This window comes from Pseudoalteromonas sp. PA2MD11 (assembly GCF_017808125.1).
Lineage (GTDB): Bacteria > Pseudomonadota > Gammaproteobacteria > Enterobacterales > Alteromonadaceae > Pseudoalteromonas > Pseudoalteromonas simplex.
The window spans coordinates 82261-102309 of the sequence record NZ_JADKNF010000011.1 but is presented as its reverse complement, the minus strand read 5'-3'; the positions used below and the strand labels follow the sequence as shown (position 1 = coordinate 102309).

Here is a 20049-nt window from a genome sequence, read left to right as displayed (position 1 = left end):
CTAAAGGTACTCAAGATAAATCATTACTTGAGTTTTAGAAGGTAGTAAGTATGTCAAACGCAATACAACGCATAATGAGTAATGCCATTGTATTCGCACTATTAATTAGTGTGAGTTTGATATCTTACGCCAGTGATATAGAAAGCCACTCAGACAGTGTTACGCCAACTGCTCATTTTATTGCGTGTGATAGTGCAGACCCTGCTAACTTAGATACCGACCTCGATAAACATACTCCTGCGTTCATCACTAATGTAGCCCAACCACTGCAAGATGCGCCTGTTGTTTCGTATGTTCCCCCTTGTAATAAGGTGTCTGTTTATAGCGCGCACCAGCGAGGACCACCTGCTTTTTAATTAACTCAAATTTTCTATTTCAGTTTTATTAAAATGTATGGTGATCAAAATGAATAAATTCAAAGAATTACGTCTTCAAGACATTTCTAATGGTGCTTTATCTAATACTGTAAACGAAGTTGAACCAACCCTCGACTTAACTTCTCCAGCGCTAAAAGTATTAAATAGCTTTACAAGCAAAGACCCTGTGCGAGCACATCATGATTTGAGTATTGTCGATGCACTTAAACAAACCAGCAGTCGTTGTTCTGACTTTATTTTAGTCGTAGATAATGACGAAAAGCTTATTGGTATTACTTCAAGTGCTGACTTACAAAGCTCTAAAATCATGATTCTTGCTCAGCGCCTCAATTTACATCGCAATGAAGTTACTTTGCAGCATGTAATGACACCACTTAGCAGCTTAGCTGGTGTAAGCTTACAAAGTATTAGCTATGCATGCATTGGCGATGCATGCATTGGCGATGCACTGCAAACTATGGAACACCAAGGTATGATGTTCCTTTTAGTAACCAGCGCTGAACATGAAATTTGTGGTTTGATTTCAGCCCGTGAAATTGCTAAAAAATTACATATTCCTGTTAATATCAACCCAATTGCTAATGGCTTCAGCGAAGTATTACAGCAGGTTGATCACCCGCACTAAGCGTTAAAACCCGCGTTGTGTAAGACTATTTTTGCAGGCCTTAAAAGCAGTGCTTTTAAGGCCTTCTTATTGTGATATTATTCAGGCAATTAATCTTCAGTTTTACTGATTTTCTATTTTTAAAAAGGGTTATGCATGAGCAATATCTCTGCACGCTTAGCAACTGAGCTAAGTGCCCAGCAACCACAAGTTGTTGCTGCAATCAAATTACTTGATGAAGGTGCCACAGTTCCTTTTATCGCCCGTTATCGTAAAGAAGTAACTGGTGGCTTAGATGACACGCAATTACGTTTACTTGAGCAGCGTTTATCGTATTTACGTGAATTAGAAGAGCGCCGCAGCTTTATCCTTAATACTATCGAAGAGCAAGGCAAGTTAACTGCTGAGCTAAGTGCTGATATTAATAACGCTGACAGTAAAACTGAGCTTGAAGATTTATATCTGCCTTTCAAACCTAAGCGCCGTACAAAAGGACAAATTGCCATTGAAGCGGGTATTGAGCCGCTTGCCGATGCGCTATTTAACAACCCTAGCCTCGACCCTGAACAACAAGCAAGTGACTACATTAATGCCGATGCAGGCTTTGCAGATAATAAAGCGGTACTCGATGGCGCTAAATTTATCTTAATGGAGCGTTTTGCAGAAGACGCCAAACTACTTGCTAAATTCCGTAGTCATATCGCACAACATGGTCAGATTGAAAGTACTGTAATCGCTGGTCAAGAAAATGAAGGCGTAAAGTACCGCGACTACTTTGAGCATCAAGAACCACTAAAAAAAGTACCATCACACCGTGCACTTGCTATGCTGCGTGCGCGTAATGAAGGCGTGTTACAACTTAGTATCAACCCAGAGCCTGGCGCAGAAAATCCGGCGCAAGTGTGTGCACAAATGATTGCCGATCATTATCGCTTAGATGTTAGCAATTCTGCTGCAAGTAGTTGGTTAATGGGCGTAGTGCAATGGGCATGGAAAATTAAGTTAAGCCTTCACCTTGAGAATGAATTTTTAGGTGCAATGCGCGAAAAAGCAGAAACCGGCGCAATTGACGTTTTTGCTAAAAACTTAAAAGATTTATTAATGGCCGCTCCTGCAGGTCCACGTACTACGTTAGGACTCGATCCTGGCCTACGTACTGGTTGTAAAATTGCCGTTGTCGATAGCACTGGCAAGCTGTTAACAACACAAACAATTTTCCCGCACGCACCACAAAATCATTGGGATAAATCACTTCGTACTTTAGAACAACTATGCCGCCAGCATAAAGTTGAGCTAATCGCTATTGGTAATGGTACGGCTTCACGTGAATCTGACAAGTTAGTTGCAGAGCTGATCAAAGCGAACAGTGAGCTTAAGCTAAATAAAATTATGGTCAGTGAAGCGGGCGCTTCTGTTTATTCAGCGTCTGAGTTTGCCGCCAATGAATTCCCTAACCTTGATGTTTCACTACGTGGTGCTGTGTCTATCGCGCGCCGCTTACAAGACCCACTTGCTGAGCTGGTAAAAATTGAGCCTAAATCAATCGGTGTAGGTCAATATCAGCACGATGTATCGCAAAGCCAACTTGGTCAAACGCTAACATCTGTGGTTGAAGACTGTGTAAACTCAGTGGGTGTAGACTTAAATATGGCGTCGGTGCCACTACTTACTCGCGTATCTGGCTTAAACAAAACGTTAGCACAAAACATTGTTAGCTACCGTGATGCGAATGGCTCATTTAGCAAACGTTCTGAACTTAAAAAAGTTGAACGTTTAGGGCCTAAAGCCTTTGAACAAGCTGCCGGTTTCTTACGTATCAGCACAGGCTCAGATCCTCTTGATAACTCGTCAGTTCACCCTGAAGCCTACCCAGTTGTTAAGCGTATCTGCGAGAAGAACAACTTAGATGTTAACAGCCTAATTGGTAACTCTGACATCCTAAACAAGCTCGTTGCGAACGACTACACAGACGAAAAGTTTGGTTTACCAACGGTTACCGACATTATCAAAGAACTTGATAAACCGGGCCGCGACCCGCGCCCTGAGTTTAAAACAGCTGAATTTAAAGCCGGTGTTGAAACCATTAATGACCTAAAACCGGGTATGATTTTAGAAGGTGTAGTGTCTAACGTTGCTAACTTTGGTGCCTTTGTTGATGTGGGTGTACACCAAGACGGTTTAGTGCATATTTCTGCTATTACGAACAAGTTTATCTCTGATCCACGTGAAGTGGTTAAAGCGGGCGATATTGTAAAAGTAAAAGTAGTTGAAGTAGATGCTGCCCGTAAACGTATTAGCTTTACCATGCGTTTAGACGATGATGTTGATACCAGCAATAAAGCCGCATCAGCTAGCAAACCTAAGCCAGCTGCGAAAGCGAAAAGTGCACCTAAACAAAAACGCGAATTTGGCAATGTTGCCATGGGTAATGCCTTTGCTGATGCATTTGCCAATGCAAAAGTGAAAAAATAATAGGCTGTAGGTATAAATCGAAAAAACCGCGTAAGTGTAAACTTACGCGGTTTTTTATTTTAGGAGCTTAAATAAAAGCAGAGAACTGATTTTGATTAGTTGGCAAGGTCGCTGCTTGATAAAAATTAGCAATACGAGCAGCGCGCTCATCTACTTCAACATCACGCTTTGCTGTTTTGGTTTCGCTGGTTTGAGTAGCGCTATCTTCGGCATACTCACTGTTTATTTTGAAGGTCGATTTGCCTGAATCAGCATCGCCATCAGCTGATTGACTGGCAAGTTCAGCCTGCGCTGCCATCAGCTTTTGCGTGGCATCTGCGGCAATTGAACGATCAGCACTCGAAGGCTCTTGTGGTGCAAGTGCTGCAGCACGCACCGTCTGCATTTTTTCAATTGTGGCTTTTGGGTCGCCTTCAATTACAGCAACATCAATTTGCACCTCGCCGCCCACAGCATAGTTCGTACCATCAGGACCGCGTTGATATTCATAGCTTGGTGAGCCCGCATATTGCCCCCCCACTGATGCATGAGCTTGCTCATGAATACGTACTTCGGTATCGCGGGCTTTTAGCTCTTTAATTTGCTCAGCATCTTGCTGCTCTTGCTGGGCAACCTTTTGCTCTTTTTGCTGCTCTTGTTTAGCTTCTTGTTGTTCTTGCTCTGATTGTTCAGGCTCTTCTTGCTCACCACCTTGCTTACGTTCTTCAATCACCTTGTCTTCAGCCAGACGCCCTTTTGCATCATACGTACCCGCCTCAGAACCCGGCTGCTTGGTTTTGTCGCCATCATTCAGGGTTTTATTTTCTGCGTTACTCGGCTTGGTAGCGGCAGGTGGCGGGATCACTTCACGTAACTGATTATCACGGCGAGCACTTTCGGTGTGCACGTTCGCCGTGTTGATATTAATCGAAGGAAACGGAGTGACGATATTCATAAGTTTTTAAACTTTAATATCTATTAATGTGCCGAGCACTTCATCAGCAGTCTGAATCGTGTTGATATTGGCTTTTGCATTAAACTCTTCAACTTTTAAGTTAACAAGCGACTCATCAATTGGGGCAGGTTGTGAAACTGGCGGAGTTACAGCTTCATTTGGAGTCGCCGCTTGTAATTGGCGTTGTTGAGCTAATTGGGCATCATCTTGCTGATCAATTGAGGCACGGCTAATCTCAGCGCTTGCCTTTTCGATACCTTGGCTTGCACGGTTATAACCTTCTACCGCATTATTAAAAACAGAACTGATTGGCATAACACCCTCCAACAGTGAGATCTACCCGGTAAGTATCGCTCATAAAACGAGCAAAATAAAGCTAAATCCCGCTATTTTTCTGGCCTCTCAGCGAGTTTTGCTTAACACATTGATTTCAGTGCTGATATAAATGCTGCTTTATGAGAAATAAAAGGCGCATGTGAAGCTTTATCTAAAACCTCGTATTCAAACTGGGGTTGTATGGCATGCATTTTTTCAATCGCACGATACGGTACTAATGAATCTAAGCGACCGAAAATACCACGCACAGGTACGCTAAGGTTAGCGAATAGTTCCCGTAAATCATCCTGCTGTAAAATGTCTAAGCCCGCACTTAAAGCTTGCTCTTGAGGCGCAGGGTATTGGTTTAAAAGTGCTTTAAGTTGCTTAATATCATCCCGCGCTGATTCACTGCCCATCGCTTGTATCGCCAAAAACCGTTCTATCGTTTTTTCTCTGTGACTAACTAGCTGATCTTTAAATGCATTTAATACGTCAGGTTTGATACCCGGCCATTCGTCGGTTTGCGCAAAAAAAGGCGTTGAGGCAACCAACACAACCTTTGCTACTTTGTCAGGCCAATGTGCTGCAATATACAAGGCAAAAAGCCCGCCCAACGACCAGCCAACAAGAATAGACTGATCATTTAGCTGTGTACTTAGTTGCTCAGCCGCAGCGTGCAAAGTGTAAGGTATGGGAATAGACTGTGCGTTACCAAAGCCAGGTAAATCGAGACAACGGACTTCACCATAATGAAAAAACTCAAGCTCAGGTTTGATCACTTGCCAAACCCCTTGGTTCATTCCCCAGCCATGTAATAGCACCATCTCATTTTGCATAATTTGTATTTCCCAACCACACTTAGCGCTCATAATAGCGTTTAAAGGAATGAATGCAATGTCTCACTTACCTCATGCCTTAAAACTAGGGCTAGACGCACTATTCCCCAACTTTTGCATTAGCTGCCAGAATCACATACAGGCTGATCAAGCTTTGTGTCAGTATTGTTTAGATGACCTTAATTTATTTGACCTTACACGCCATCCAAATCTGTTACACCGACCAGATATATGTGATGCATTTCCTGATAGTAATTTTGACCATTTAATTGCCTGTGCGTGGTATCAAGCACCTTTTAAACTTTGGCTCAAGCAATTGAAATTTAATGACCAACAATATTTTCGTGTGGCACTACAACAAGTGATAGGGAAACAGCTGCAATTAGCTCGTCAAGTTAATGCAAATTGGCCCGACCTTTTTATTGTGCTGCCTCTGCATAATCAACGCTTTTTAGCACGCGGCTTTAATCAGGTAAGCCAAACTTGGCTGCCTGTTTTAAAAAACCAGCAATGTACTGTTAGTTCAGCTCTTTACAAGCAAAAAGCAACCAAAGCACAATCACAGTTAAGTAAAGCGAAAAGAGTTAAAAATCTACAAAATGCATTTGTTTGTCAGCAAGATTTAACAGGGAAAACCGTGGCAGTTGTTGATGATGTGATGACCTCTGGCGCAACTTTAAATGCTGCGACAGAAGCCATAAAAAATGCAGGGGCGAAGCAAATATGGGCTATGCTCACTTGCCTAACAGGGTTAGGCAACCTGCATTATGATTAAGTGTGATTATTTATCACCAGAGGCATGAAAGGCATTACCAAAAAATAAGGCATTGCTTAGTAATCGACTCGTGCCGTACCAGTAACCACGGAATACTGGGTTATCTGTCATGCCTATCACACTGCCTTTGCCATATGAATGCGCAATGAGGCCAGCAGCACCCGCTACTTGCTCTACGTTTACGTCATCAGTAAAGCCAGCTAAAAGCGGTTTATCTGTGTAAGTAAGCACATTAACAAATGGGGCATCTGACTTCTCAAGTAGCCAAGTGCTATTCTTAAACACAGGTAATGTATTACGATTCAGCGAATAGGTAAGTGGATGAGATAAATCCACTGAGGTATTAAAAATAGCCCCTGCAATACGCTGACGGCCTGCTAAGTCATCTTTATCAGCATAGCTAAGCCCTGTGGTATCAAAGGCACTCGCTACATCACGACGAGATAAGTAATTGGCTTTTAGTAGCTGCTGATCGGCTAAGAACTTAGCACCGCCTTTGTGACCCCAAATAACACCGCCTTTACGCACCCACGACTTAATAGCCACTTTAGTCGCATCATCAAGACGATTGAAATTTCCGTGCGCTAAAATAATATGGCTGTAGTTTTCAAGGTCGATGTTACCTAAACGTTCCATTTCGATAATGCTTGGCGCTGTACCAACAAAACGATCTAAGTAGTACCACACTTCTCCCAGCTCATACTGGCTAGTTCCTTGACCACCCACTAGCAATACTTTAGGCGCTTTCACAACCGCCATTGCACGAGAACCTAAATCAGCCCCCTTCACCGTTAAGCCCGAACTAATGGGTGTAATTTCAATGCCAAACTCATTCTGTGCTTGGTTTAAATAACTAACCCAGTTGCTATCAGTTTGCAGACCAGCAGGAACAAGAATACTACCTGGCTCAAAAGCGATTTCACCTGATGGTGTTTTTGCTGTTAGTGGGCTTAATGCCACACGTGCTTTCACGCCTTGCTCGAGTAAGCTATTAAGCATTTTTGGCGCTAGGTAGTCATCCCATTTGAATGCGTAAGCATAGCTTTGCGGTAATGCTGCAAAGCTTGACTTAACACTTTGCTGCCAAGGCTTTTTTGCCACATTTAAACCCCAGTTGCTGCTTACCTTTGCAAATTCTAGGTTGAAGGCATGAGCAAGTGTCCAGCCAGATACATCATAAAACGTATTATCAACAAAACGCTGCTGCTCACTGAAAATTGCTTTAATTAAACGAAATTGTGGCTGTGCTAATGGCACATAATAGCTCTGCTCAGAAAAGCTTTGACCGTTTACTTTTAACGGCTCTTCTAACATGTACGCATTGATTTGATGTTGTCTAAGTAAATCAAGGAAGTATTGCATGCGGCTTTGATCAGCGCCGCCTTTAACTACATACCCTTTAAAGTCTTCATCACCAGCAAGATCAACTGCTTTGTTGTAAAATTTTGCTTGATAATCAAGTAAGTCTGTACGGTTATCAATCGCTGCTTGGAATGTCGATAAGCTAGTTAATAACTGATTTTTAATTGTAAACGGGAAGCTTAACGGACCGTTGATCGTTTCTTGTAAGTGACCACGCGAGCTCGCTTGTTCAAATAAGATGCCTACACCGCCATTGACGTCTGGGTAAGTTGAGCCTTTACCATAGTAAAAGTCATCAAAGCTTTCTTCAGTGAAGTAAAGTGCGTTGTGCTCATCAAGTGTCTTTGCATGATAGTTTGCAATTGCTTTAGTCAGCGTGACATTTTCTTCAGGCGTGATTGGGTGCTTACGGGTTGGGATCCCTGGTTGGAAAAAATAAGTGCTGTTTGGGCCCATCTCATGAAAGTCAGTTAGAATATTCGGTTTCCATTGGTGAAACTGTGCAATACGTGCACGCGATTCTGGGTGCTGCAGTAACAACCAGTCACGGTTTAAATCAAACAAGTAATGGTTAGTACGACTGCTTGGCCAACTTTCGATATGCTCGCGAGTTTGTGGATCTGATGATAACTTCATGCCGCGGTTGCTGTTTGCCCAATTTGCAAAACGCGCTAAGCCATCTGGGTTTAATGATGGGTCTAGTAAAATAACCGTGTTGTTAAGTAAGGCATCGATTTCTGGCCCCTGTGCTGCAGCAAGGTAATAAGCAACGAGAAGCGATGCATTGCTGCCTGATGATTCATTACCATGAACACTGTAACCCATCCAAACAACTGCAGGCTGTTTGCTTGAGTCACTCGCTTCACCATTTAGGCGAGCTAAGTGAGCCTTGCGGATTTGCTCTACTTGGTCAAGTTTGTCGGACGCTGTAACCGTTAGCATCACCAGTGGACGCTGCTCATGAGTGCGACCGATTACTTTAAAATTCATTCGGTCACTTTTTTCAGCAAGAATTTGCATATATTGCACAAGTTGATCGTGACGTACATGCCACTCACCCACTTCGTAGCCTAACACCTGCTCAGGAGTCGGAATACTTGGGTCAAATTTCACATCTTGTTCAAAGTAATAAGAAAGAGGTTTTGCTAATGCGCTGACGCTCACTAGCATGGTTAATATTGTTATTATGAAACGCATAGATAGCACCCGTAATTATTTGATGTTTTAACGCTACCATTCGATAAAATAGATGCAACTTTTTACGCTCAACACTGGCGACAACACGATGAGCGGAGTATGATACACAGTATCCGAGTAATTTAGTCAAGTATAGTCCGTTTTATGATCTCTATTTCTGAATCTGCACAATCTCATTTTGCTAAACTTTTAGCAGACCAAGCTGAACAAACAAACATTCGTGTGTTTGTAGTAAACCCAGGTACTTCGCAGGCTGAGTGTGGTGTTTCTTACTGCCCAGAAGACGCCGTTGAAGCGACTGATATTCGTATACCATTCAATGGTTTTGATGCCGTTGTTGATGCAGAAAGCGCCCCTTTCTTAGAAGAAGCTGAAATCGATTTTGTAACTGACAAAATGGGTACTCAGTTAACGCTTAAAGCGCCAAATGCGAAAGCACGTAAACTTAGCGACGATGCATCACTGCAAGAACGTGTTCAACATATGCTTGAAACTGAAGTTAATCCTCAGCTCGCTAACCACGGCGGCCAAGTTAGCCTAGTAGAAATTACTGCTGACGGCATCGCGGTACTGCAATTTGGTGGTGGCTGTAACGGTTGTTCAATGATTGACGTCACACTAAAAGAAGGCATCGAGAAAGAAATGATCGCCAAGTTTGACGAAATCAACGGTGTAAGAGACATTACTGATCACCAATCTGGTGAGCACTCTTACTACTAACCGGTATATTAAGCATGCTTAAAAAATGGGTATTTCGCTTAGGTAGCGACCCCAAGTTAAGCTTAAAACGCTTTCTTCGCGGCCTAGCACTATTTGTGCTAGCCGTGATTTTTATTGCCATAGGTTACTATGGACCCGCACTATTTCAATTAATTGGCCTAGCCATACTAGCAGTGGCTTTATTCTTTGCTGGTTGGGGCTACTTAGGTATTTTTGCCAACCGTTTTGCGCAAGTTTTAGAGCGCTCGTCTCCCAAAAATCACGACCCTGATTTGTGGAAGTAATTTAATCTAATAATTGCTGATTATTGACAATTTTACAATAGCGAAACCACAGCGTTAACCCGCGCATTAGCATAAAGCTGGTCATCGCAAACCATAAACCATGATTTTGCCAGCTACTCACTACCCAAAACAGTCCAAAAAAGCCCACTAGAGCACTAAATAACATAGTATTACGCATGTCTTTAGCACGGGTTAAGCCGACAAATACACCATCAAATAAGAAGCAACCCATCGCCGCGATAGGCAATATAATCACCCAAGGAAGGTAAACCGTTGCAAGGCTGATAACTTCGGGCACATCGGTAAGTAAGCGAATAATTGCCTCACCAAATAATAAAAATATAAGGCTATAAAACAGTGCAAATAACCCGCCCCAAAACAAGCTCAAATTAACCCATAACTTAATCTGCTTAGCGCTGTGCTCACCTTTCGCTTTACCGACCTTTGCCTCACTTGCATAAGCAATACCATCAAGCGCAAAGCTCACCAACATTAAAAAGTTTAGCAACACGGCATTAGCCGCTAAGGTTGTTTCGCCGATCCGTGCGCCATAAAAAGTCATAAAGCTAAAACATAGCTGGAGTGCTAATGAGCGAATAAAAATATCGCGATTTAAGCTCACCAAATCAAGTAACTTAGCAACACTTAACCAGGCTTTCACAGCAAGATTAACACCTTGCTTTTTGGCGAGCTGTGGAACTAACATAAGTGCAAAAGCAAGTGCGATATAATCAGCAATTAAAGACGCCCACGCAGCTCCAGCCACACCCCAATCAAGAAACACCACAAAATAAATATCAAGCACGATATTGGTAATATTGGTGATTAGTAATAAATAAAAAGGCCCGCGGCCATAATGGACACCTAGCATCCAACCAAGTAAAACCAAATTACACAAAGCAGCTGGCGCACTAAAAATACGAATCGAAAAATAGCTATTTGCTTGTTCTAAAACAGCTTCATTAGCATTTGATAAATATGCCATTAAGGATTGAATAGGTATACTCAGCGCTATTAATAATAGCGCAACCGCTGTTGCTAGTAACAAGCTGCGCTTTAATAGCTCAGCGAGCAAGGTATGATCGCTTTTACCATAAGCCTGGGCAACCAAACCTGTGGTACTCATGCGCAAAAAGCCTGCTAGCCAAAATAATAACGAGATAACTGCTGAGCCCAACGCTATACCAGCCAAATAGTGAGCGCTTCCTAAGTGGCCGATTACAGCAGTATCAACTAAACCTAACATTGGCACGGTAATATTTGATAAAATCATCGGACCGGCTAATAACAGTAAACTTTTATGGTGTGCCTTATGACGTTTAAGAAAATGTTTCATGTAGTATTTGCAGTCCTGTTAGGTTTATCTTTGCGCGCCCATGGTGCAGTCATTCTACAGTATCACCACGTCAGTGAAAGCCTTCCTGCGGTCACCAGTGTCAGTAGCGAAACATTCACTGAACATATGCAATATTTAAAAGATAATAACTTTAACGTTATTCCATTAGATGAACTCATTACCTCATTACAAACAGGCCAACCGCTAACAGATAAAACCGTCGCGATTACCTTCGACGATGGCTACAAAAATAACTATGAAGAAGCAGCGCCCATCTTAGAAAAATTTGGCTATCCGTACACTATTTTCGTCAATCCCGAGCTAATTGATGAAGGCAAAAGCTATGTAATGACTTGGCAGCAGTTAAAGGAGCTATCGAAAAAAGGTGCCTTAATTAGCAACCATACGCAAATTCATAATTACTTACATCGCAAACAACCAGGCGAGAGTGAAGAAGCATGGCTTGCACGGACTAAAAAAGACATTTTATCTGCCCAGCAGCGAATTAAAGAAGAAATTGGCCATGATTATAAATACCTCGCTTACCCTTATGGCGAGTTTAATAATTCATTGCAACAACTAGTAAAATCGCTAGGCTTTGTTGGTATAGGTCAGCATTCGGGTGCTGTTGGTATCCATTCTGACTTTACCCGATTACCACGTTTTCCAGCATCGGGCTTTTATTCAAAGCTTGAAACACTTGCCACTAAACTCGACTCTCAAGCATTCACTATCAAACAGCTCACCTACTCAGATAGTGTGACAGACGAAAACCCACCTAGTTTAACGATGCAATTTGATATGCAGGACTTTCATAAAAGCCAGTTTGCTTGTTATGTATCAGGTATTGGTCAAGCTGATTTAACCTGGCTTAGTAAAGATACGGTGAAGATCACATCACCTGAAAAACTGAAAAAAGGCCGTTCTCGCTTTAACTGCACGGCCCCTTCTATCGCGAAGAAAGGCAGCTATTATTGGTTCTCTCAACCTTGGGTTATTGTACCTTAACTGCTTGTTTTAGCATTTGCGCTGTGACTTTATCAAGGCGAACCACTTCATTAGCCGCATTGAGTTCGACTGCGGCTTTTGGCATGCCCCATACCACTGACGATAATTCATCTTGCGCGATGGTGTAAGCTCCTGCTTGATTTAATGCGAGCATGCCTTTTGCGCCATCGCTGCCCATACCGGTCAATAACGCAGCCACAACCGCTTTAGGGCAAGCCACAACCAAGGAGTTAAATAGCACATCAACCGCTGGGCGATGGCGATTAACCAACTCATTAGTATCAAGCTGGCAGTATAGGCCGCCTGCTTTTTTCACTACACTTAAATGCTGATCGCCTGGCGCAATGTACGCCCAACCTGACTGTAACTTATCGCCATGTTCAGCCTCCTTAACACTAATTTTGCAGGTTCTATCCATGCGCATCGCAAACGAAGTACTAAAAACCGGCGGGATATGCTGTGTAATCACTATCGGTGGACAGTTTTCTGGCATGCGCACAAGCACTTCTTTAATTGCTTCTGTTCCACCTGTTGAAGCACCAATTGCAAGTACACTATTGGGCTTAAATTGCAGTGCTGTTAAGGCGCTATCGTCTTCAATTTTTGTTTCTTTAAATGCACGTATTCTTGCACCTGCGGCTGTGCGTACTTTTTGATGAAGTAAATGTGCATATCGCTGCAAGTTTTCTGTTACATTGATAGTTGGTTTAGCAATAAAATCAACAGCACCAATTTCGAGGGCTTCCAGTGTAATGGGTGAGCCTTTTTGAGTCAGTGTTGAAATCATCACAACTGGCATAGGACGAAGGCGCATCAAGTTTTTTAAAAAGCTTAATCCATCCATTTTCGGCATTTCGATATCCAGCGTTAAGACATCAGGATTGAGGCGCTTAATTAAATCTCGGGCTTGATAAGGATCTTCTGCCGCGCCAACAACTTGAATGTCTTCTGCTTGCTCGAGTACTTCCTTGAGTAAACCACGGATCAAAGCAGAATCATCAACTATGAGTACTTTGATCATTTGCTCTCCTAAAATAATTCAATATCCGTTTCTGCATCTTGCTGTTCGATATCGTGTAGGTATTTGATTTCACGTTTTTCGAGCTTATCTGAATGCAGTTCACGCATTTTTTTTACTTGGGCTTTACCTGTTTGAGGATCAAACATCACCTTTCGGGGCCAAGGCCCACCGACATCATGAGATACTAAATCTAAACCTTCCTCAAGTATATAAGCATTTGCAAAACGAATGTTGCCAACACCAATATCAGTCATTGAGCGGATTATTTTCCCGCCGCCAAACAGTTTTACTTTGAGATTGCGCCTAGAAGCACCGTTTTTAAGGATTTCATTGATCAGATATTCCATTGCCCAGTTACCGTAACGACAATTAAGACTATGAGCATTACTAGGATCGACTCCTTTTTCTACAGGCAACATAAAGTGATTCATGCCGCCAATTCCTAGGCCTTCATCATAAATACATGCTGCAATACATGAACCAAGCACTGTCGTGATCAATTCATCAGTTTTAGAGACATAAAACTCGCCAGGTAATACCTTAGCAATTACCTTCCCACGACGATTATCCCAAAACCGTTTCACATGCTCAAAGCCAGATATAACAGGCCGGAAGTGACTATTCATGATCCGCCCCTTTGGTAAATAGTCTGGCCTAAGTTTTTAAATTCCTTATGATCCTTCCCTAATGTCTCTGAATGCCCTAAAAATAAGTAGCCAGTGTTAGTCAGTAAGTCGTGATAGCGTTTAAAAAGTTCGTCTTTGGTTGGCTTATCGAAATAGATAACAACATTACGACAAAAAATCACATCAAACGGTCCTTTCATAGGCCAGCTCTGTAATAAGTTTAGACGCTTAAAAAAAATGTTCTTTTGTAGTTCGGGCTTTACTTTATAAAGTTCTCCATCGTGGCTTTTCAAAAACCAGCGCTTAAGATGGCTTTTGTCTAGTCCATTCACATTTGCTGCGGTATAGGTGCCAGCCTGCGCTTTTGCGAGTACATTTGAGTCTAAATCGGTGGCTAAAATTTTCACATCCCAATCGGGTGGAAATAAACCATGCAATGTCATAGCAATCGTATAAGGCTCTTCGCCAGTGGAACAGCCAGCTGACCAGACCCTTACCCGCTTTTGTTTTGCATTACCAACCAATAGTTTTGGCACTATAGTATTTTTCAGGTAATTAAAGTGATGGGGCTCACGAAAAAAAGAAGTCAGATTAGTGGTTATAGCATTAATAAATTCACTGAACTCTTGCTCTTTATTCTCATCAAGAAAACCTAAGTACTCCCTAAAACTCTTTAGCTTGTGATGGCGGATACGTCTTGCTAAACGCGAGTAAACCATTTCACGTTTATGCTCCGCCAATACAATGCCACACGCATCGTACACCTGAGAAGAAATAGCCTTGAAATCATTATCCGTTAATAAAAACTCTTTCATGTGTTAGACCCTGCAGCTGTAACAGTCGGTGCAATTAACTTATTAGGATAAAGTCGGGAAGAGTTTAAAACTCTTCCCACTCGTCACTGGGATCAACAAAATTGTTGCCTTTTGGTGCCGAACGCACTGGTGAGCTTGGCTGTTTAGCTGCAGGCGCTGAACTAGCGCTGTTTGAAATATCAACTTCGTTATTTGATAACGAGAAGAAGTTTAACAAGCGGCGCATATCATTTGCTTGTTCAGCCATTGATTCGCCCGCAGCTGATGCTTCTTCAACTAAAGCTGCATTTTGTTGAGTCATTTCATCCATTTGAGCGATGGCTTTATTAACTTGCTCAATGCCAGAGCTTTGCTCTTCTGATGCTTGGGCAATATCAGAGATCATTGCCGTAACTCTTTGTACTGCTGTTACTATTTCTTGCAATGTTGAACCTGATTCATTAACAAGTAATGTACCATCTTCAACTTTGCCAACACTGTCTCGGATTAATTCTTTGATTTCTTTTGCTGCGGCGGCTGAACGCTGTGCTAAGTTACGGACCTCACCAGCAACAACAGCGAAACCTCGGCCTTGCTCACCTGCTCGTGCAGCTTCGACTGCAGCATTCAACGCAAGTAGGTTTGTTTGGAAAGCTATTTCATCAATCACACTAATGATGTCAGCAATTTTCTTACTCGATTCATTAATTGCCGACATGCTGGTTACGGCGCGATTGACAACTTCACCACCTTTTTGCGCTTTTGTACGCGTTTCTTCCGCAAGTTCATTCACTTCTTTTGCATTATCAGCATTTTGACGAACCGTACTGGTCATTTCTTCCATGCTTGATGCTGTTTCTTCAAGTGATGAAGCTTGCTCTTCAGTCCGTTGACTTAAATCTGCATTACCTTGCGAAATTTCTTCTGCACCACTGGCAACGAGCGTTGCAGAGGTATTAATGCGATTAATCACTTCAGTAAGCTTATCAGCTGTGGCATTTGCATCACGTTTTAACTTATCGAATGAACCTTGGTACTCTTGTTCTATTCGTTTTGATAAATCACCATTTGCCATGGCATCAAGCATATTGCCCGTGTCTTTTACTGCATCATCGACGATACTAACTAGACTATTCAAGCCCTGCGCTAGACGTAAGAAGAATCCTTGTTTGCCCGCTTCTTCAACACGCGCTTCTAAATCACCATTCCCGGCAGCAGCAACAAGGCCTGCAATTTCTTTTTCAATCGCCACTTCAGCTGTTCTATCTTCCCACTCTACAACCGTACCAATTCGTTCGTTTTCTGGCGTAAAGATAGGGTTTGCAACTAATCCAAATGTTCGACCACCAACATATATTTCAGTGCTATATGTGCTACTCAGCTTCGCCAGCATATTGCGCTGATGTGCTGGGTTTTTATGGAACACATCAATATTTTGACCAATGAGGTTACTACTGTTGAAATTAGGTAAGTCTTTACGTAAATCACTTTCAGCTGCTTTCATCATATTTAAAACAGCTTCGTTCATGTAAATAATATTATTGCCGGCGTCTGCAATCATGGTATTGGTTGCCACACGGTCTAACGCGCGTCGAACACGAAGATTTTCTTCTGCTTCACGTTTTTCAGCTTCCGCTTTTGCCACGCTATCAGTGATATCTTGCCATTCAACAATTGTTCCTAGGCGACTTCCAGATACACTGAGCCACGGCGTTGCTATTAAACTAAATATTAAATCCGCAATTTTAAGCGTTGTTTTAAAAGGCTCGGTCAAGGTTCTTAGTACTTCACGCTGATGAGATGGTTGCTTATGAAAGTCATCAACACAGGTGCCAACTAAGCTATCAACCGAGAAGTTTGGCAGCACCTCTTTTAAAGCTTCTTCACGAAACTTAAGCATTTTTTGTACTTGTTCGTTAACAAAAATAATTTCTAGGTCATTATTAGCAATCATCACATTGGCTTGGCAGACCCGAAGCGCGTTTGACAGATCTGCATCACGCTTAGATTTTTTTTCTAGCTCTTTTTGCGCTGTAATATCACTGGCAAACTTAATAACTTTAACGACATTGCCATTACTATCAATAATTGGGTTATAGGTAGCTTGAATCCAAATTTCTTTACCATTTTTGGCAAACCGCTTGAATTCATCTGACATAAATTCACCTGTGCGCAAGCGCTGCCAGAACTGTTGGTATTCAGGACTTTGAGTTTCTTGGTCATCAACAAAAATTGCGTGATGTTGCCCTTGAATTTCTTCAAGTCGGTAACCCATGGCATTCAAAAAATTAGCATTCGCAGTGATTATGTTTCCACTTGGTTCGAACTCAATAACTGCCAGCGATTTGTTCAGTGCTGCAACAACTAAATCATTATTTGACTCAACGTTTTTAGGACTACTAAACCATCCCATACCCTTCACCTTCTTGTTAATCTACCCAATTAAATGTCCATTGTTTTTTGTAGGTCTAGTAACGCGACCATCTTTTCACCCACATTGACTAAACCCGCAACAAATTGAGTGTTGTCTGAGTCAGACAAGTGCGGCACCGCTTTCGCTTCATGCTCTGCAATGCTATAGACATCCGACACGGCATCAACCACGATACCCATAATTTTACATGTGCTCTCTAGTTTAACTTTCAGTACAATAACGACAGTTAACGGTCCATAAGTGACAGCGGGCAAGCCAAAGCGCAGCCGTAAATCAATAATAGGAACTATAGTGCCGCGCAAATTTATAACGCCTTTAACAAAGTCAGGTGAGTTTGGAATTTCAGTAATTTCTTCCCAACTACGAATTTCCTGTACCGTAAGAATATCTACACCGTACTCTTCATCAGCCATGAAAAAGGTTAAAAACTGTTTAATATCTTCGTCTTGCCCGATATTCAGCTTACTTTGTAGGTCATCGTGCTCAACAATCATGACGCCTCCAAATTAGCTTTAGATTCAATAATTAACTCTTGGCTTCCTGGCTTCCTTAAGCCTGACAATTTAATTAAGCCGCTGATATCTATAATTAAAGATACTCTGCCATCTCCTAAAATTGTCGCTCCTGATACACCATCAACTTTTTGATAATTCGCCTCTAAACTTTTAATAACCACTTGTTGCTGTGATAATAAATCATCAACCAACAAACCAACTTTTTGATTATCGCTCTCAACAACAACCAACAAAGTTCTATCAAGCGTTTCTATCGCACCTTTGTGATTAAAAATATTGTAAAGCCTTAAAATTGGGATGTACTCATCTCTCAAACGAAGTACATCTAAATCTTTACCGACGCGACTGACTTTGCTGATATCAATTTGTAGTGACTCAATAATAGAAATGAGTGGAATAATGTATGTATGCTGGGCAACTTTAACCAATTGACCATCCAAAATAGCTAGAGTAAGAGGTAACCGGATGGTGAAGGTTGAACCGACACCTGGCGCTGAAGCCACCTCAACCGAGCCACTGAGCGCTTCGATATTACGCCTAACCACGTCCATACCAACACCGCGGCCAGATAAGTCACTCACTTGATCCGCTGTCGAAAAGCCAGGTAAAAAGATAAGCTCATTAATTTCGTTATCGTTTAAATCGTCACTTTCAGAGATCAAGCCATTTTTTATCGCCTTTTCTCTGATCTTTTGCGTGTTGAGCCCCTGACCATCATCCATAATTTCGATAACAATATTACCGCCTTGATGAAATGCATTAAGCGTCACAGTGCCAACAGGGTCTTTGCCCGCAGCAACACGCTTATCAACTGTCTCTAAGCCATGATCTAAGGAGTTTCTCACTAGATGCACCATAGGATCAGAAAGCTTCTCCATCACCGTTTTGTCTAGTTCTGTTTGTTCACCAAGCAATTTAAGCTCAACTTGTTTATCCAACTTTTGCGAGATATCACGAACTAACCGAGGGAAGCGACTAAATACAAAGCTTATTGGTAACATACGAATACGCATGACATTTTCTTGTAAGTCACGAGTATTATGTGCCAGTTGCGCTAAGCCCTCTTGTAACGAGGCGATGGTTGCTTCGGTTATTTCTTGCTCACCTAACTGGCTTAACATCGCTTGAGTAATAACTAACTCACCCACCATGTTGATCAATGAATCAACTTTGTCGATACCAACCCTGATTGAGGTTGACTCTGCATTGGCTGTGGTCGCTTTAACGGGTACTGGTTTTTTCGTATCAGTAGTTGATTTAACTGGAATAGGCTCGACTTCTTTCTTTTGTTCGACAACTGCTGTAGCCGTTTCAGTCGTTGTAATTTCTTCATCACCAAACAAGCCACCGCACAATGTGATAGCAATGTCAGCGTCATCCTCAACCCACTCAAAAATTTCTTCTATGCAACTTTGCTCTTTGTCTGTGGTTAAGAAAAAACGCCATGATAAGAAACAGTCTTCGGGGGCAAGGTTAGTAATATCGGGGACATCATCTTGAAAGGCTTGTGTTTCTAGCTCACCCAACTCAGCAAGTTCACTGATCATGTACAGTGGTTCATTGCCAGTTTTAAATAAATGATGATGGGGTTTGAAGTCAATTTGAAAGGTATTTTTTATGTTAGTTTCGTTACTAACTGCCTGCTGCTGAACAACTTTGCTCTTAGAGCGCATGCCCAGAATTTCTTCAAATTTAACCCGTAACTCATCAGCCTCTGTTAAGTCTGGCTGCTGCTCCGCTTGTAATGTTCTTAACAACGCTCTTAAGCAATCAACCGACTTGAGAAGTAGATTAACGTGTTCTGCGGTTAAGGTACGAGCGCCTTCACGGATTTGATCTAACAAAGTCTCAAGTACATGAGTAAAGTCAGCAACGGCGCTGAAACCAAAGGTACCACTGCCTCCTTTTATTGAGTGTGCAGCACGGAAAATTGTATTTATCGTTTCCAAGTCTTCTTCGCCTGGCACCAAGTTCAATAACTCGGCTTCCATTGCATCAAGACCTTCGAAGCTTTCTTCAAAGAAAACCTCAAAAAATTGGCTTAGATCTATACTCATGCCCCGCTCCTATTATTAGCGAATCACTTTTTTCAATACCGCTAACAATTGCTCAGGATTAAATGGTTTAACAATCCACCCTGTTGCTCCAGCAGCTTTACCTTCTGTTTTTTTATCAAGCCCTGACTCTGTGGTCAGCATTAGTAGTGGTGTAAATTTATAATTAGGTAAGCTACGCAGCTCGCGAATAAGAGTAATGCCATCCATGACAGGCATATTCACATCAGAAATAACCGCATCAAAACCTTGTTGCTTAGCGATATTTAGTGCTTCGCTACCATCTTTTGCTTCTGTTACATCGAAGCCTGCTTTTTTTAGTGTAAAGCTGACCATTTGGCGCATTGATGCAGAATCATCGACAGCTAGAATTCTCTTCATA

19 protein-coding genes are annotated in these 20049 nt (G+C 42.0%); 7 read left to right on the top strand and 12 right to left on the bottom strand.

Going from position 1 to position 20049, the window contains the following annotated elements; all coding sequences use genetic code 11:
* Positions 1 to 50 precede the first annotated feature (50 nt).
* The 3 genes from ISP07_RS12980 to ISP07_RS12970 all read left to right on the top strand — a co-directional run bounded on the left by ISP07_RS12980 (position 51) and on the right by ISP07_RS12970 (position 3453).
* Positions 51 to 356 (top strand): hypothetical protein, encoded by a 306-nt coding sequence (locus ISP07_RS12980; protein ID WP_054554430.1) that lies wholly within the window; start codon positions 51 to 53, stop codon positions 354 to 356.
* A 49-nt stretch (positions 357 to 405) separates the two neighbouring features.
* On the top strand, positions 406 to 1002 hold the full coding sequence (locus tag ISP07_RS12975; RefSeq protein ID WP_209327864.1) for a CBS domain-containing protein: 597 nt from the start codon (positions 406 to 408) through the stop codon (positions 1000 to 1002).
* A 135-nt stretch (positions 1003 to 1137) separates the two neighbouring features.
* Positions 1138 to 3453 (top strand): Tex family protein, encoded by a 2316-nt coding sequence (locus ISP07_RS12970; protein WP_209327863.1) that lies wholly within the window; start codon positions 1138 to 1140, stop codon positions 3451 to 3453.
* Between the two features lie 67 nt (positions 3454 to 3520).
* Here the strand turns inward: ISP07_RS12970 and ISP07_RS12965 are convergent, their stop codons facing one another.
* From ISP07_RS12965 to bioH, 3 genes are all read right to left on the bottom strand, one after another.
* On the bottom strand, positions 3521 to 4387 hold the full coding sequence (locus tag ISP07_RS12965; protein ID WP_209327862.1) for a putative metalloprotease CJM1_0395 family protein: 867 nt from the start codon (positions 4385 to 4387) through the stop codon (positions 3521 to 3523).
* A 6-nt stretch (positions 4388 to 4393) separates the two neighbouring features.
* Positions 4394 to 4702 (bottom strand): hypothetical protein, encoded by a 309-nt coding sequence (locus tag ISP07_RS12960; protein WP_054554434.1) that lies wholly within the window; start codon positions 4700 to 4702, stop codon positions 4394 to 4396.
* Positions 4703 to 4803: 101 nt separating this feature from the next.
* Positions 4804 to 5541 (bottom strand): pimeloyl-ACP methyl ester esterase BioH, encoded by a 738-nt coding sequence (gene bioH / locus ISP07_RS12955; RefSeq protein ID WP_209327861.1) that lies wholly within the window; start codon positions 5539 to 5541, stop codon positions 4804 to 4806.
* A gap of 58 nt (positions 5542 to 5599) precedes the next feature.
* Between bioH and ISP07_RS12950 the strand changes: the two genes are divergently transcribed.
* Positions 5600 to 6316 carry a ComF family protein gene (locus ISP07_RS12950; protein ID WP_138601023.1) on the top strand — a complete coding sequence of 239 codons (717 nt, stop codon included), beginning with the start codon at positions 5600 to 5602 and terminating at the stop codon, positions 6314 to 6316.
* 6 nt (positions 6317 to 6322) lie between these two features.
* Here the strand turns inward: ISP07_RS12950 and ISP07_RS12945 are convergent, their stop codons facing one another.
* Entirely contained in the window at positions 6323 to 8875 is a 2553-nt protein-coding gene (locus tag ISP07_RS12945; protein ID WP_209327860.1) for a M14 metallopeptidase family protein, read from the bottom strand.
* 144 nt (positions 8876 to 9019) lie between these two features.
* Here ISP07_RS12945 and nfuA point away from each other — a divergent pair, with 144 nt between their 5' ends.
* Positions 9020 to 9595: a Fe-S biogenesis protein NfuA gene (gene nfuA, locus ISP07_RS12940; protein WP_209327859.1), complete on the top strand. Its 576-nt coding sequence runs from the start codon at positions 9020 to 9022 to the stop codon at positions 9593 to 9595.
* Between the two features lie 14 nt (positions 9596 to 9609).
* The gene (locus ISP07_RS12935) at positions 9610 to 9879 is read left to right on the top strand and encodes a hypothetical protein (RefSeq protein ID WP_054562862.1); all 270 of its coding nucleotides are present in this window, start codon (positions 9610 to 9612) and stop codon (positions 9877 to 9879) included.
* A 1-nt stretch (position 9880) separates the two neighbouring features.
* Here the strand turns inward: ISP07_RS12935 and dinF are convergent, their stop codons facing one another.
* A complete protein-coding gene (gene dinF / locus ISP07_RS12930) occupies positions 9881 to 11215 on the bottom strand; it encodes an MATE family efflux transporter DinF (protein ID WP_209327858.1) in 1335 nt (444 codons plus the stop codon).
* On the opposite strand from dinF, the gene ISP07_RS12925 reads away from it, so the two are divergent.
* Entirely contained in the window at positions 11192 to 12223 is a 1032-nt protein-coding gene (locus tag ISP07_RS12925) for a polysaccharide deacetylase family protein (RefSeq protein ID WP_228290611.1), read from the top strand. The two genes, dinF and ISP07_RS12925, sit on opposite strands and share 24 nt — an antisense overlap.
* On the opposite strand, the gene ISP07_RS12920 is transcribed toward ISP07_RS12925, so the two are convergent.
* From ISP07_RS12920 to ISP07_RS12890, 7 genes are all read right to left on the bottom strand, one after another.
* Entirely contained in the window at positions 12210 to 13244 is a 1035-nt protein-coding gene (locus tag ISP07_RS12920) for a protein-glutamate methylesterase/protein-glutamine glutaminase (protein WP_138601017.1), read from the bottom strand. The two genes, ISP07_RS12925 and ISP07_RS12920, sit on opposite strands and share 14 nt — an antisense overlap.
* Positions 13245 to 13252: 8 nt before the next feature.
* Positions 13253 to 13870 (bottom strand): chemoreceptor glutamine deamidase CheD, encoded by a 618-nt coding sequence (gene cheD, locus ISP07_RS12915; RefSeq protein WP_054554441.1) that lies wholly within the window; start codon positions 13868 to 13870, stop codon positions 13253 to 13255.
* Positions 13867 to 14685 (bottom strand): CheR family methyltransferase, encoded by an 819-nt coding sequence (locus ISP07_RS12910; protein ID WP_054554442.1) that lies wholly within the window; start codon positions 14683 to 14685, stop codon positions 13867 to 13869. The genes cheD and ISP07_RS12910 overlap by 4 nt, the downstream gene beginning before the upstream one ends.
* A gap of 64 nt (positions 14686 to 14749) precedes the next feature.
* Positions 14750 to 17077, bottom strand: coding sequence for a methyl-accepting chemotaxis protein (locus ISP07_RS12905; RefSeq protein WP_209327857.1), 2328 nt, complete (start codon positions 17075 to 17077; stop codon positions 14750 to 14752).
* A gap of 29 nt (positions 17078 to 17106) precedes the next feature.
* The gene (locus ISP07_RS12900) at positions 17107 to 17592 is read right to left on the bottom strand and encodes a chemotaxis protein CheW (RefSeq protein ID WP_054554444.1); all 486 of its coding nucleotides are present in this window, start codon (positions 17590 to 17592) and stop codon (positions 17107 to 17109) included.
* Positions 17589 to 19670 (bottom strand): chemotaxis protein CheA, encoded by a 2082-nt coding sequence (locus ISP07_RS12895; protein WP_209327856.1) that lies wholly within the window; start codon positions 19668 to 19670, stop codon positions 17589 to 17591. Before ISP07_RS12895 ends, ISP07_RS12900 begins: the two co-directional genes overlap by 4 nt.
* 15 nt (positions 19671 to 19685) lie before the next feature.
* Positions 19686 to 20048: a response regulator gene (locus ISP07_RS12890; protein ID WP_054554446.1), complete on the bottom strand. Its 363-nt coding sequence runs from the start codon at positions 20046 to 20048 to the stop codon at positions 19686 to 19688.
* Position 20049: the final 1 nt, after the last annotated feature.